This window comes from uncultured Legionella sp., from assembly GCF_937871865.1.
Lineage (GTDB): Bacteria > Pseudomonadota > Gammaproteobacteria > Legionellales > Legionellaceae > Legionella.
Window position 1 is genome coordinate 1 of record NZ_CALMPD010000242.1, and the last position, 14,820, is coordinate 14,820.

The window sequence follows — 14,820 nt, forward strand, 5'->3', positions numbered from 1 at the left end:
AGATCCGTCCAAAACTTAATATTTTTAAAATTGGTTCTTTTTTGCAACGGAGCCCTAAAAAGTGTCCGGAAATTTCTAAGGTTCCGGGCTAGAACCCCTATTCTTAGATTAATAATTAAACATAACCCTTTTACCAAGCTCCTGGTTGAGGGTCATGCTATTCAAATGTACTACATTATTCATGATCAGGATGAACAACAAAAATTCCTGGCGCATTACGCAAATATTCATTATAGTCCATACCGTATCCAAAAATATAATGATCTTCGACCTCTAATCCTACAAAATCGGCTTTTTGTAGCCCATTAGGAACTCGTTTACGGTATTTATCAACTAATACAGCGCTATATACTTTCTTTGCACCCATTGCTTCTATTTCAGCTATAATGGCAGCAAGAGTGACTCCACCATCCAGAATGTCATCTACAATCAGTACGGTACGCCCTTCCAAATTAACGGATGGTTTTACTTTCCAATGTATTTCTCCGCCAGTAATGTCTCCGCGATAACGTGTAGCATGGACATAATCCACTTCCAGCGGAAAATCCAACCGAGGTAACAAATTACCCAAAGGAACTAATCCACCAATCATCACGCAAAGAATTACGGGGTTTTCATCTTGTAACTGTTCATGGATCTTGATTGCCATTCTATCCAGAGCTGCTTCTACTTCATTTGTAGTAAACAAACAGGTCGATTTTTCATAAACCGCTTTGATTTTACTAGGAATAGTCATTTGGTTTCCTTCGAGAGTTAGACTAATTTATATAATTTTTAAATATTTTATACCAGTTTAATCTTTTGTTTTTCCGGTACCTGGAAATGGACTGACTTTATTTCCATAACCCAGATTATCCTTAACCTTGGCTGTACCTTGTTTTGTTACTTCATCAATTCTATAAATTGAATGCATTGGAATAAAAGTGCGTTTGACACCATTAAACTCCATTTTTAACCGCTCTTCCGAAGGATCGACAACCAGCGCAGTTTGTTCGCCAAAGACTAATTCTTCAACTTCAAGAAACCCAAACATGTCACTTTCTTTAATTGAGCGTGCATAGATTTCGTATATTGCTTCTTGATTAGCAAAAGTGATTTTAAATAATGTCTTTTTTGTCATGAAATGAACCTTTTTTTAACGCAAGCTGCAGTATACAAAAATAAGGGGGTAGTGTTCAAATATTTATACATTTATTAATTAATAGCTGGTTGTAAAGGTGATTTATAATCTTTAGCTACAGGCTCGGTAACTACTGGTGTAATCAATGTTGGGCTAATACATTCATACTTCTGCGCAATATAACAATAAAAACCGGATGGAAATGGCCAAATCATTTTTCCAACCTCATCAAAAAAGGATAGTTTTTTAATAATTGATTTATTATTTACAGGTGGAATATAACAAAAATGATTTAAAGAGCATTGTCTGTAGCCTCTTTGTAAAAAAATTCGATTGAGATTAAATGCGGTACGCATTTTTATATGTCGATCATTATAGCAATGGAGAAGACCACTCTTCATAGCTGCTCCCCACAAACTCCAGGGATTTATATTAACAAGCACGATTAAACCCATCGGCTTTAAAATTCGATCAATTTCATCTATAAGCGAAAAGCCAGCTCCAAAAGGTTCTAGTGTTAGAGGAACTAAAACACAATCAACACTGTTTCTATTCAAAGGGATTTGATTGAATGAACATTCCAATTGCGGTTCTTTATTAAGAGAAAAAGGCGATGCCAACCATTTATGGTTGAAGTCAAATGAATCTAACCATTGATTTTCGCCACAAAGACCTAATTGTAAAAGAACGTCTCCTCTTAGATAATCTTTTACTTGCTCAAGTTGCCGGGTAAATTCATCAGCAACAGCAGAACCTAACGGTGCTTTAAACCATTCATTCAGTGCCTGATAATGTTTTATTTGCTGTTCAATCAACAAGATAATACCTGTATGCAATTTTTGCTAAACAATTTTACTACAATACAACGACTTAGAGATGCAAACAAATTTTTTCACTTAATTATCCATTCCTGCCCCCTTGATGTACTTTATAACTGTCTGAATTTTAAGATGAAATATCCAGAGTCTCTAATAAATCAATTTTTAATTAGGCACTCTCGGCATTTCAGTCTAAAATCCCTGTTTCTTGCGTATTGATGGAGTCATATACAAGCAAGAATACAGGGTTAGGTACAAGCTGCCACAAAGCTCTTAATTCAAGTATATACTTAGCTCCAGAATTTAATGTAAATTTATTAAACAAATCTCGTGAAATTGTTTAAGTTATTAACTATTCTTAAGAAGAACAAACAAGAAGAAAAATAATATGGTGATCGCTCAGGACGAACAACGACTACAGGGAATTGGGCAACTGCTTGTCCTTGAGAAACTATTAGAGAAATCTAATGCTATCAATTACTATAAGTCAGCAGCCGCTGAAAAAATTTCATTGATTCAATATTTGGTCAAAAACAAAATATTAACAGCAGAACAAATAGCATTAACTGCTGCTCAAAATTTTGGTGTGCCAATGATCAATCTTGATTGCATTGATGCAGAAACCATCCCCTCCTCTCTTGTTAACGAAAAACTGATTCGGCGACATGCAATGGTTCCCTTGTTTACCCGAGGCAGTAATTTATATCTCGCGACCGATGATCCAAGCAAACAAAGCTCCTTAAAAGAAATACAGTTTCACACGGGATTGAATACTCATGCCATAGTTGTTGAAACAGACAAATTAACGTTATTGATTGAACATTTATTAACCGTCAAGGAAAGCCAGGGGCTATCTGATTATGTAGATGATTCAAATGAACTAGACGGTTTGGAAATAAGTGCGGATGATGAAGAGCATGATGGAGAAGCCTCCTCATCGGTTACCGATGATGCTCCTATTGTGAAATTTGTGAATAAAATATTACTCGATGCCATAAAACAAGGGGCCTCTGATATTCATTTTGAACCTTATGAGCGAGAATATCGTATTCGTTATCGACAAGATGGCATCTTACACGAGGTGGCAACTCCGCCGGCAAGTTTGTCATCAAGGATCACTGCAAGAATAAAAGTTATGTCTTGTCTTGATATATCAGAAAGACGCATCCCTCAGGATGGTGGTTTTAAAATGAAAATATCAAAAACCCGATCCATCGATTTTCGGGTAAGCACCTGCCCTACTTCCAGTGGTGAAAAAGTAGTTATGAGGGTACTTGATCCGGGAGCAGCCAAGTTAGGAATTGAAGCATTGGGATTTAGCACGATTCAACGTGCCCATTTTGTTAAAGCAATTGAACGTCCTCAGGGAATGATATTGGTTACCGGCCCTACTGGAAGTGGTAAAACGGTCAGTTTATATACCGCATTAAATATACTAAACACTACAGAGGTAAATATATCAACTGCAGAAGACCCTGTTGAAATCAAGGTTCCGGGAATTAACCAGGTTAATATAAACCCCAAGGCAGGCCTAACGTTTTCGGGAGCATTGCGGTCTTTTTTACGCCAGGATCCAGACATTATCATGGTAGGGGAAATAAGAGATTTGGAAACCGCTGAAATTGCAATTAAAGCCGCTCAAACAGGGCATTTAGTCTTGTCTACCCTTCATACTAATAGTGCTGCTGAGACATTAAATCGCTTGGTGAATATGGGAATACCTACCTTTAATATTGCCAGTTCAGTAACTATTATTATTGCTCAGCGCCTGGCAAGGAAGTTATGTGATGGCTGCAAACAGATAAGGGATGACTTCACAAGACAGGGACTGTTGGAACTTGGATTTCAGGAAAATGACTTGCTCGATCTGAAGTTATATAAAGCCGTGGGGTGCAATCAATGCACAGGAGGATACCGTGGCCGTGTTGGCCTCTTTGAAGTTTTACCGATGACCAAGTCTCTGGGACAGCTTATTATGTCAGGAGGCAACTCCCTGGAAATATTAAAAACAGCACAATCAGAAGGAATGCTGACTATTTTTGAGTCTGGCTTGGAAAAAGTAAAACAAGGCATTACCACCATAGAGGAGGTCAATCGGGTAACCGTTGATTAGGTGTTATGGATAAAAATCCCAATTCAGTACTAACCTTTCACTATGAGGGAATCAATAGATCTGGCCAAAAAATGATTGGTGAGATACAAGCCAAAAGCCTCGCTATCGCCAAAGCAGATTTACGTAAACAAGGTATAGTGACCAATAAAGTAGCGAAGAAGAGAAAACCTCTTTTCGATAAAAAAAACAAAAAAATAAAACCAGGGGATATAACTGTATTTAGTCGCCAGTTAGCAACGATGATTGAATCAGGAATACCTTTAGTTCAATCCTTTGATATAGTGTCAAAAGGACAAAGCAATAAACGCTTGAAAGCTCTTATTGATGCAATAAAAAATGATGTTGAGACAGGATTAACTTTGGCCGAATCCTTGAGCAAACACCCTGCTTATTTTAATGAATTATTTTGCAATCTTGTTGATGCAGGAGAAAAATCCGGTTCTCTGGATGTGATGCTAGATAAGGTTGCAACCTATAAAGAAAAAATTGAAACCATAAAAAAGAAAATTAAAAAAGCATTGACCTACCCTATTGCAGTAATGATTGTAGCTCTTATTGTCACCGCTGGACTTTTGATTTTTGTAGTACCCCAATTTGAGTCTCTGTTTAAAGGATTTGGTGCTGATTTACCTGCGCTGACTGCAGCGGTAGTATCGATGTCTAAATTTATGCAAGCCTACTGGTATTATATCTTTGGGGCGTTGGGGGCAATGATTTATGCATTTATATATACTAAAAATCACTCAGCCAATTTTGCTCAGAACATGGATAGGTTCATGCTAAAATTACCAGTCATTGGACCTATTCTTGAGAAAGCGTCTATTGCTCGATTCACCAGAACCTTATCTATAACCTTTGCAGCAGGACTCCCATTGGTTGAGGCATTAAAATCGGTTGCAGGAGCAACTGGAAATATTATATACGCCAAAGCGACAGATCAAATCAGAGAAGAGGTCTCCACAGGGCAGCAAATGAATACCGCGATGGAGAATACTCATTTATTTCCAAATATGGTCATTCAGATGGTAGCAATAGGAGAAGAATCAGGTGCTTTAGAAAAGATGCTAGGAAAAGTAGCTGATTTTTATGAAGAAGATGTTGATAATGCTGTTGATGCATTAAGTAGTTTATTGGAGCCGATTATTATGTCAATATTGGGCATTCTCGTCGGTGGTCTGGTTGTTGCCATGTACCTGCCTATATTTAAACTTGGCTCTGCAGTCTAAAATGCCATTTATGCCCCATTATAAAAGGATTTGATTTTTATATGCTACAGGAACTGATGCTCTACCACCCTTCATTTATGTATCTGTCCATCGCTCTTATTTCCCTTGCTGTAGGAAGTTTGTTGAATGTAATCATTTATCGTTTGCCTATCATGCTCCAGGCAGAGTGGAAAGAGCAATGTTGCGAACTACTGGATGTAAAAAACAAAGAGGAACAAACAAAAATAAATTTATTTTTACCAAGGTCATTTTGCCCTAATTGTAAAACGCAGGTTAAATCCTGGCAAAATATCCCGATACTGAGTTATTTGTTTTTAAAGGGACGCTGTTTTTATTGTAAACACCCTATTTCAATGAGATATCCATTTATAGAATTGCTCACCATGCTGCTCTCATTATACGCAAGCCGGCATTTTGATTTTACAATGCAACTCCCCTTTGCTTTATTAGGCATCTGGATATTAATCACATTAATTTTTATAGATTTGGATCATCAATTGTTACCTGATAGTTTGACCTTGGGATTACTTTGGCTTGGTTTAATTGCTAATACGCAAAACTTATTTACAAGTTTGCCTGTTGCCGTTTTAAGCTGCGCAGGTGCATACATCAGCCTCTGGTTGTTTATTAAACTCTTCTACCTGTTTACAGGTAAAATTGGAATGGGCCATGGAGATTTCAAGCTGTTTGCAGCTTTTGGCGCATGGTTTGGCTGGATCTATTTACCACTAATACTATTATTTTCCTCAATAACTGGAGCGATTATTGGTATTATCTATTTAAATATAAAGAAAAAATCCAGAAATACAGCTATCCCATTCGGCCCTTTTTTATGTGTTTCTGCATTAATAGCCATGTTTTGGGGGAACTCAATAATTTATTGGTATTTGAATCTGTGGATGTAGTAGCACTGAGGAATCCTGGCATATTTATGCACAATCAACAGAGGTTTATCGTATTGAACAAACTGACCTAAATTCTGTCGTTCCCACGCAGGCGGGAATACATTCTTCAGACAAAGTAAGAAAGTAAGAAAGTAAATTGAAAAAGGGTTTCCCGCCTGCGTGGTAACAGCATAACAAAGACCACAATGAGTTAATAAAGAACAAAAATGGGTGTATAAAAAAATCCATCCTCTCCCGGATAGTAGCATTATATAGCTGCTACTATATCTTCGTACACGTTTAATACCCACCATCAGAGTTAATTTATTTGTGTGGCCTTATATGATAAAATGCTCTTTTATTAATCATATGTCTCTGAAAATAATAAAAAGCCCCCCCCCAAAAAAGACTGGATTTTTTGAAAAGGAACTATTCACTGTATATTTGGTGTAATTAATGATGTTTGATTCTAAGTTTATTGAATTATATTCCTATCCTTTACAGATACCACAAAATGAATTTATAACCTTGTTTTCCCAAAAAGAACATTTCGTTTTCATTAAAAACAGACACTCTGAATATCACTATGGCAATCCACAATTTCTAGATCTCATGGGGTTAAATAGCGTTAAAAAGCTTTATAAAAAAACGGATTATGACTTGAATGATTGCTGCTAATGATTTTGAAGCATTCAGAGCAGCAAATAGGCGCGAACATCGAGACCTGGCCGATTTTCTCTTAACGCAGTCGCTGCCCTGTTTTATGTATGCAGAATCCCATCAGCATGAATACGGGGCAACGTGTATTACTCCATTTACAGCGCGCAAGCTTGCATCGTTAGCTGAGGAGAAAAACAGGCTAACCGAACAAAATCCTGATGCGGTATTGATGCTTTCAGAGGAGGACAGCAAATTATGCTTTTATATGCTGAGGAATTTAATTCGCCGCAATACTGAGACGCTAGGGGACGATATATTGTTTTTACTGGATATTCCTTCGGTTAAAAACCTGGCTCATACGGCAGTGAGTCCGAATCAGCCTAACGAGTTATTGCGTCTGGCCCTGGATGTAAACAACCGCGACGCGGCAGAGGTGCTGCTTGCCATTCCAGCGGTTCATGCTCTGGCAACAGAGCATGACTTCTACGTCAACGAGCAGCGACACGGAATAGACGTGCAGGCTTTGGCAGCTGACCGCGAATCCTCAATGAAAGCCTTAACCCAGGGGGAACAGCAACGCCTTCAAGCGCTCACCCAACGCTACCAGAGTCTGCTCGATAAGGCGGGGGTCGCGAACTGACCCGATCCATTTTGGAAATGATTAAATTACTACATATAGCAATATATAAGGCATTAATATTGCCTCGATTAGAGAGGAGTCCATTCCATTACTCTAGGTGCTGTGAACGAATTTTAGACATAACTTATGTGCAAGTAGCAAGTAGGTTGGGCCTTGGCCCAACAGCAGAGCGTAGCGACTTCTTTTATATAAAAATGCCCCCATAAGCGTTCTATTATTGCGATTAATGAAGTCGCTGCGCTCACTTGTTGGGCCAAGGCCCAACCTACTTGTCTATAAAATACTCTTAAAATTCGTTCACAAAACCTAGGCCAAAATTAAATATTGAATGCAGTGCTAGCGGATTGAGGAAAATTAGTTGTAAAAAAGTCCTCACGAACTGACTCTCTTCCTTTATGTGCTAATAAACTCTCTTTAGCTGTATTTATTTTCTTGGGTGCTTCTTCTGCCCTTTTTGTATCGTTCGGATTCTTGTCAGGATGAAATTCCAATAATAATGCTTTATAAGTTTTTTTAATAACCCAATCAGGGGCATTAGCATGCACACCTAGAATATCCGCAGCAAGAATGGCATGTAAATTTGCAGGTTTAATTTGATAAAAAGCAAGACAATCGTAGGTTTTTTTAGCTGAAATATGGTCTTTACCTTGTGCTGCAGCAAAATAATGCCTTGGCTCCAAACTTACATTGCTTTGCTCTAAAATGCTTCTTACACAATTTATATGGCCCAAGCTTAATAGCTTATACAAATAAGCAGAAGCTTTTTCTTGATCTAAATCCGGTAAAGCGTGTTGAAGCTCGTCTAAATTACCCTCTAAAATCATGAGGGGATAATCAGTTTTTCTAGCACCACTCGATTTTCTAATGAGTTTGTATAAGTCAACTGCATTAGTCTTTTCATTTTTGTTTTCTGGTATTAAAGCAGCAGCATAATAATGTTTAGGCTGTATGGGGACATCCACCGCAATTAGTTCTCGCACGCAATCCTCGTGACCATAACAAAGAGCCCAATATAAGGCTGTACCTTTATTATCTTTTTTATGAACCTCCCGCGCCAAACATTGCTTTAGATCCTTGACAACCCCTGCTTTACAGCAAGCAATTAAGGTTTCAAGTTGGTTAAAATTTCTCTGTGTCGTAGTTTCTGGTCTAGACAAAGTATTCCAAAAACTTGAAGGATTAAGCGTAGGTTCTGTACCCATAAAACGTTCGAATGGAGTGTCGGCAAAGGACTCAAAATTATTTTGAGTATTGAAATTACCACTATTATTTGAAGCGAGAAAAGGTTCAACATATCGGTAATATTCTGCTTGATATTGCCTGTAGTTTCCCTTGATATATTGCAAAACCTCAGGGACAGAAAGCAATCTATTGATAATCGCTTTATTTGAGGTTGAAAAAGCACTTTTTAGAATAGATTGATTTGTTGCTTCAGCAATTATAGGCTCAAATTTTAATAATACATTTAATGTATCGATATTTTTTGATATAACAGCGCCGTTTAGCCATTTAACCGCATTATCTTTATTTATCTGTTTATACATTGGTAACGCAAGAATTTCCTCTATAAGATCAGGCCTGTTTTTAAACGTCGCACACTCTAAAATGCAAGTACCATAACTTCTATCGTTTTTTAGTAAGATCCTGGACGCTTCTGTATTAAATAGATAATCAAAGGCGTCAAACAAATCGTAATTTAATGCCCAAGCCGCGGTCCGTGGAATCCATATCGTAGAATCTCGCTGCACTTCAAGTAAGGTATCGAAATGACTAAGTTTTTTTAGGGCAATAGCAACTTGTAGTGGAGACAAATCCTCTATGCTTGTAGTGTATGAGGTTGTGTACTTCAGCTTGTATGTTTTGTTTAAAATTTTTGCTTTTTCTTCTTGATTTTTTTATCATGCTCCGGAACTGCCAAGAATTGCGCCAATTCTTTATAAGATTGCAAACTACTTTCTTCAAAATTAAACATGGTATTCACTCAACTAACATCAATTCAAATTTTGAGCCCTTATATCACAAAAACATAGGTGATAAAATAATACGTAGTTAGTTAATCAGGCTTGGGGCTAATAGGTTCATTGCCAGTTTGGGCTGGATATGCGATAAAACCCATTTTTGTGTAATAAAGAGCATGAAGCTGGAAAACTATACAAAATTATGCCCATGCTTGTGGATTCGATGTATTTATGAAATTAAAAACAATGCCTTCACACCATGCAGATTATTGACCTAAACTTATCATCATGTAGGATTATGGTCTTTCTCTTTTGAATTAGCACAAGGAATTAGAAAATGTAACGTTCCTAGAATATTGATACTAAGATAAATCTACGGTTTTTAAGGCGCTATTGATTAAATTTTAATCATGACTCTTTTTACTAGAATCCCGTCCAAACGTCAAAATGTCCATTTTCATTAAATTACTAATTCAAATGATAATTTGAAAATCTCAACTGAGGGTACCATCATTTTAAAAGCAGGCTCAACTCATTTACCAATAGATGATTTTATAGATGATATTTTACAGCAGGTAAAATCTCATACTAATTTAGTAATAACAGCCGCACCTGGTGCTGGCAAGACAACTCGATTGCCTCCGGAATTTCTTTCTGTTTTAGACGGGAAAATATTAGTACTTGAACCTCGAAGAATGGCGTCGATTGCTGCTGCTCATAGGGTTGCAGAAGAAAATAATTGGCTAGTCGGTGAGGAGGTTGGTTATCAAGTCCGTTTTGTCAATAAAACATCACATAAAACCAGATTAATTTACATGACGGAAGCTTTGCTGGCCCGACACATGATTCATCATCCGGAGTTAGACGATGTAGACATGGTGATTCTAGACGAGTTTCATGAACGGTCTTTACACGTTGATTTAACTCTAGGATTGATACGTGAACTACAAGAGTTAGGACATCCTATTAAAATTGTGGTCATGTCAGCGACACTCGAAGCAGAAAAAATTGCTGAATATTTGGATAATTGTCCTGTCATATCGGTGCCTGGAAAGTTATTTGAGTTAACGATACATTATCAAAAATCAACTCAATTACTAAAGCTTCAATATCAATTTTATGAACATTTGTCTCAAGTCATCAAAGAAGCACAGCGACAGACTAATAAAGATATTTTAGTATTTTTACCAGGTTCAGGCGAAATTGAACGCGCTAAAGTAAACTTACTTGATTGGACAGAAAGCAAAAATATAGAAGTGATCACGCTGCATGGCAGTCTTCCTCTGGAAGCACAGCGTATCGCATTGCGTAAATCTTCAGCGCAAAGAATTATTCTTGCAACTAATATTGCTGAGTCTTCTGTTACTTTAGACGGTGTTGATACCGTCATAGATTCAGGTTTAGTAAAAATAATGAAACAAGATTTACGTACTGGATTTTCTCGCCTGGAAATTTCGCGAATTAGCTTAGCAAGTGCCATTCAGCGTGCGGGTAGAGCTGCCCGACAATTTCCAGGTGTTTGTTACAGGATGTGGAATCAAAATGATGAAAGGTCATTTGTGAAATCAAATATTCCAGAAACGCTACGTTCAGATTTAAGCGATAGTTTACTTTTTTTAGCGAATCAACATATCTCGAATTTTGAGAGTTTTTCGTGGTTTGAAAGACCTCCCCGTGCCAACATTGAACGTGCGACCTTTCGCTTACAAGCGGCAGGTGCTCTCAACGATAACAATGAATTAACATCAATAGGTAACCAGCTTTTGGATTTCCCATTACCTCTGCGTTTGGGGAGACTATTAATTGCAGGTATAGAAAATAATTGCATCGATCTGGCTGCAAAAATTGCAGCGTTATTACAAGAGCGTGATATTCTACAAAAAGGAATTACGAATCATTTTCAAGAGGATAATTTTGAATGTGATGTTGCACCGCGATTAAAAATTTTGAATAAATTTCTAAAAGACGGTTCTTCACGCGAAGGCCATTTCACAATGTTACAAATTGTCGCGCAAAGTTATCAGCAGATTCTGGATCTTGCTAAAAAATTACAAAAAGCAGAGCCCCCTGCTCATCTTGAAGAAGATGAAGCGAGACAGTTACTCCTCATGTTATCTTTTGGTGATCGTTTATGTCGACGTCGCAAGAACTCTGATCGTGGATTAATGGTCGGTGGCCGTGGTGTAAAATTATCAGATCGAACGCTTGTGAAAAGGAGTGAGTTTTTTATTGCATTAAATGGTTTTGAAGAAAGCGGCGAGGCTGAAACCTTAATTAATCAGGCGAGTGGGATAAATAAAGAATTTTTGTTCAAACACTTTTCTAACAACATAATAAAGAAAAGAGACATTATTTTTGACGCAGAAAAATCTCAATTTTATCAGCGTGAATTTAAAACACTTTGGGATTTACCTATAGAAGAACCGAATTTTTCTTTGGCAACATCGGTACACGTTGCAGAAAAATTGCCTGATATATTAACTGACAATTGGGCGAGCACGCTGAAGAAAAATGAATGCTTACACGAGTGGTATCAAAAGATTATATTTTTACGATTCCATAAGGCATTAATACCTACTGACATACAAGATGAATTGGAAAGCCTTTTCGACGGAGATGCATTTAAAAAATCATTTTGCTTAGCTGTATTTAGACAAGCATGTTTCGGTGAAAGTAAAATGACCTTCGTACTGCAAAAAAATTTAGTGTATTTTTTTGAACTCAATTTATCTGAAACACTGCGTAGTATTTTACAAACCGAACTCCCCAATAAGTTAAAAGTGCCAAGTGGTAGCATGATACCCATTCATTATTCAACGGTTGATCATCCCTTTCTTGCAGTACGCATCCAAGAAGTGTTTGGATGGGAAAAAACACCGAAAATATTATTTCAGAGTGTGTCGGTTGTGCTGCATTTATTAGGTCCGAATTTTCGTCCAGTGCAGCTAACAAGTGATCTAGAAAGCTTTTGGCAAAATGGTTATTCAGAAATCCGTAAAGAGTTACGGATACGTTATCCTAAACATCAATGGCCATTAAATCCAGCTGATGGCATTGCTCACGCAAAGGGATCGAGGCGAAAATAAAAGAAATCCAACGATGAATCTATGGTTGTTTGGAAGCGAGATCACCGCAATGTGGCTTGGTCTACCAAACAAGTCGTGATAATTGAAGGCAAAGAAAAAATTGACTATTGATGTTTTCATTTAAGCCGAGTCATAGATCTCAATATAATTAGCATCAGGTAAATTGAAAACAAAACAACCATGACGAAACAAAACAAGTCAATTATGTTATAATAAAACATGAGATAAACATTAACTCATTATTTTATTGATTACATTGTAAATAAATAACCAGGAATTATAGTGCCTAACATTAATATAGCCGAAGAAGAATGGCAGGTAGCATATAAATTATTAGAGAAAGCTGCTGATGGTACGAAACTTCCCTATTCTATGTGTTATGAAGAGAACATTTTAGTACCTAGAAAACGTTATCAAAATAATCCCAAAACATATAAAACAACTCACTCGTTTATAAAAATACATGGAGAAATATACGCCCTTGCTCAGGGAAAAAAAACGGACGCAAATATTAATAAAGGGTCTACTGCCAAACTGAAATATGCTTGTAACAAAGCTGGAGAGCAATTTCTAATAAAAATCAGTAATTGGATTCAGGAAAAAGAGGCCAATATAATGATGGACCTCTCTCAGTCTGTTGGCTTTAATGAACGTTCAGACAAATCAAAATTCTATATTGCCCTTTTATTTTTAGGTACAGACCTAGAGAATTACCTTACTCAAAATCATGCCATATTAAACGAAGATCAGCGATTCGATATTGCAATAAAGCTATGTTGGCAAGTGTTTTGTCTGCATGAAGGATTAAGTTCTAAAACAAGTACTCCTTATGCTCATTATGATATCAAACATGATAATGTAACGATTGATAAAGATGGCAATATACATTTGATTGATTATGGCTATGCTGAAGAAAAACCAAATAATCCAGCGTACATCAAATCAGATGCAGCAGCTTACATGCCTGATGCAAAACCGTTCCAACTAACAGGAGAGCAAATTGATGTTGTATCTTTGAAGAGAACACTTTTTGCTCCAGAGTCCTATTATTGCTCGTCAGGTTTTGAAAACGATGATGTCAAACACCTCTTTTGCTATCGTATAATGACAAAAGAGATGTTAGTTAATTATAAATTAACTTCTTACATCAATACTGGTGCGCAACTGAATGATTATCCTGACTATCAAAAAGAACACATACCAGCCAAAACTTTATGCGCACTACTGGTCGCTGCAAAATTAAAATTAAATATTTCAAATGAAGAAATTAAAAACAATCCTGATTTAGCCCTTACCATCAGTAGCTTATATATGTGTGGGAAGGCCATGGAGATTGAACAAGTAATAGAATCAGAAGAGGATGTCAAATTAATAGGGGCATTACAAAAGACTAATCGAATAAGCCGACTTGAAGAATATAAGGCTAAGCAGGATTTATGTTATTTAATAACGCTTGCGGACTCCCTTGAAAAACGATTAGCTCTAATCTATATCGATGAATTGGGTTTTCTGGAGGATAGTAAATCCCTTATTGAATCAAACAATATTGCCGTCGCTATTATAGATGTCAAAAATCGATTTAAAGACCCTGATAAAGTAAAAAATTATATAAAGAAACTGTTAAATAATAATATTTACGCTGATAGCTATAATTTTTTAAATAAGCATTCAATCAAGGAAAAAAGTAAGCGAAAAAATCTTGTAAGCATAATGGAAGATGAGAACGAGGCTGCATTGATTTCTAATATTGATGATCAGCTAATTAAAAGAGCAATTATTAGCTTAATCAAATGCACTAAATATAGCTATAATAATGTACTAAAGCTAAGCACTAATAAGGAGCTTGCTGCAGTTATTATAGAGTTTGAGAACAATTCGTCTTTTATTACAAACGCACTTGACTGCCCAGAAACCGTATTAAGAAATTATAAAAATTGTAATCTGGCAAAAATAGAGAGTAGTGAACAACTCAAAATACTGCTATCAAATGCATCTTCAAATGCGTTGCATATTTTAGTAGAGGCAGGTATTCATACAACTCATGATCTATCTAAAATACCGTTATCCAAAATTGCTCAAACAATTATAAAACTAAACGAGTTAAATCGTAATGAGCTTTATGGGTTTGTCGTTAGACATGATACAGATAAAGTGCCAAACAGATTAGCACAAATCCTGAAAAACCCATGTATATGTGACATAACAGCGAATATGATCAGTAATCAGCATATGTTCGAGGCATTATATAATACAAACAATATGACGTGCTTTAATAGAAGCACACACCCGGTTAAGATCGTAATCTTAAGCTGGGA

At 36.7% G+C, this 14,820-nt stretch carries 10 protein-coding genes; 6 read left to right on the forward strand and 4 right to left on the reverse strand.

Annotated elements, in window-relative coordinates; all coding sequences use genetic code 11:
- Positions 1–175 precede the first annotated feature (175 nt).
- The 3 genes from Q0495_RS12735 to Q0495_RS12745 all read right to left on the reverse strand — a co-directional run bounded on the left by Q0495_RS12735 (position 176) and on the right by Q0495_RS12745 (position 1,938).
- Positions 176–736 carry a hypoxanthine-guanine phosphoribosyltransferase gene (locus tag Q0495_RS12735; RefSeq protein ID WP_298626943.1) on the reverse strand — a complete coding sequence of 187 codons (561 nt, stop codon included), beginning with the start codon at positions 734–736 and terminating at the stop codon, positions 176–178.
- Positions 737–793: 57 nt separating this feature from the next.
- Positions 794–1,120 carry a DUF1820 family protein gene (locus tag Q0495_RS12740; protein ID WP_298626945.1) on the reverse strand — a complete coding sequence of 109 codons (327 nt, stop codon included), beginning with the start codon at positions 1,118–1,120 and terminating at the stop codon, positions 794–796.
- A gap of 74 nt (positions 1,121–1,194) precedes the next feature.
- Positions 1,195–1,938 (reverse strand): methyltransferase domain-containing protein, encoded by a 744-nt coding sequence (locus Q0495_RS12745; protein WP_298626947.1) that lies wholly within the window; start codon positions 1,936–1,938, stop codon positions 1,195–1,197.
- 388 nt (positions 1,939–2,326) lie between these two features.
- Here Q0495_RS12745 and pilB point away from each other — a divergent pair, with 388 nt between their 5' ends.
- From pilB to Q0495_RS12765, 4 genes are all read left to right on the forward strand, one after another.
- On the forward strand, positions 2,327–4,051 hold the full coding sequence (gene pilB / locus Q0495_RS12750; RefSeq protein ID WP_298626949.1) for a type IV-A pilus assembly ATPase PilB: 1,725 nt from the start codon (positions 2,327–2,329) through the stop codon (positions 4,049–4,051).
- Positions 4,052–4,056: 5 nt separating this feature from the next.
- Positions 4,057–5,277, forward strand: coding sequence for a type II secretion system F family protein (locus Q0495_RS12755; protein WP_298626951.1), 1,221 nt, complete (start codon positions 4,057–4,059; stop codon positions 5,275–5,277).
- Between the two features lie 41 nt (positions 5,278–5,318).
- Complete coding sequence (locus Q0495_RS12760) at positions 5,319–6,182, forward strand: A24 family peptidase (RefSeq protein WP_298626953.1); 864 nt, start codon at positions 5,319–5,321, stop codon at positions 6,180–6,182.
- Positions 6,183–6,825: 643 nt separating this feature from the next.
- On the forward strand, positions 6,826–7,461 hold the full coding sequence (locus tag Q0495_RS12765) for a hypothetical protein (RefSeq protein ID WP_298626955.1): 636 nt from the start codon (positions 6,826–6,828) through the stop codon (positions 7,459–7,461).
- A 317-nt stretch (positions 7,462–7,778) separates the two neighbouring features.
- Here the strand turns inward: Q0495_RS12765 and Q0495_RS12770 are convergent, their stop codons facing one another.
- The gene (locus tag Q0495_RS12770) at positions 7,779–9,005 is read right to left on the reverse strand and encodes a DnaJ domain-containing protein (RefSeq protein ID WP_298626957.1); all 1,227 of its coding nucleotides are present in this window, start codon (positions 9,003–9,005) and stop codon (positions 7,779–7,781) included.
- Between the two features lie 899 nt (positions 9,006–9,904).
- On the opposite strand from Q0495_RS12770, the gene hrpB reads away from it, so the two are divergent.
- Positions 9,905–12,505, forward strand: coding sequence for an ATP-dependent helicase HrpB (hrpB, locus tag Q0495_RS12775; RefSeq protein WP_298626959.1), 2,601 nt, complete (start codon positions 9,905–9,907; stop codon positions 12,503–12,505).
- A gap of 282 nt (positions 12,506–12,787) precedes the next feature.
- Positions 12,788–14,820 (forward strand): hypothetical protein (locus Q0495_RS12780; RefSeq protein WP_298626961.1); only part of this gene is annotated, 2,033 nt, incomplete at its 3' end.

Bases quoted from the DNA above. Each gene is read 5' to 3' on its own strand.
- Q0495_RS12735 (WP_298626943.1), bottom strand. From the start codon at position 736: ATGACTATTCCTAGTAAAATCAAAGCGGTTTATGAAAAATCGACCTGT.
- Q0495_RS12760 (WP_298626953.1), top strand. From the start codon at position 5,319: ATGCTACAGGAACTGATGCTCTACCACCCTTCATTTATGTATCTGTCC.
- Q0495_RS12765 (WP_298626955.1), top strand. From the start codon at position 6,826: ATGATTGCTGCTAATGATTTTGAAGCATTCAGAGCAGCAAATAGGCGC.
- Q0495_RS12770 (WP_298626957.1), bottom strand. From the start codon at position 9,005: ATGTATAAACAGATAAATAAAGATAATGCGGTTAAATGGCTAAACGGC.
- Q0495_RS12740 (WP_298626945.1), bottom strand. From the start codon at position 1,120: ATGACAAAAAAGACATTATTTAAAATCACTTTTGCTAATCAAGAAGCA.
- pilB (WP_298626949.1), top strand. From the start codon at position 2,327: ATGGTGATCGCTCAGGACGAACAACGACTACAGGGAATTGGGCAACTG.
- Q0495_RS12755 (WP_298626951.1), top strand. From the start codon at position 4,057: ATGGATAAAAATCCCAATTCAGTACTAACCTTTCACTATGAGGGAATC.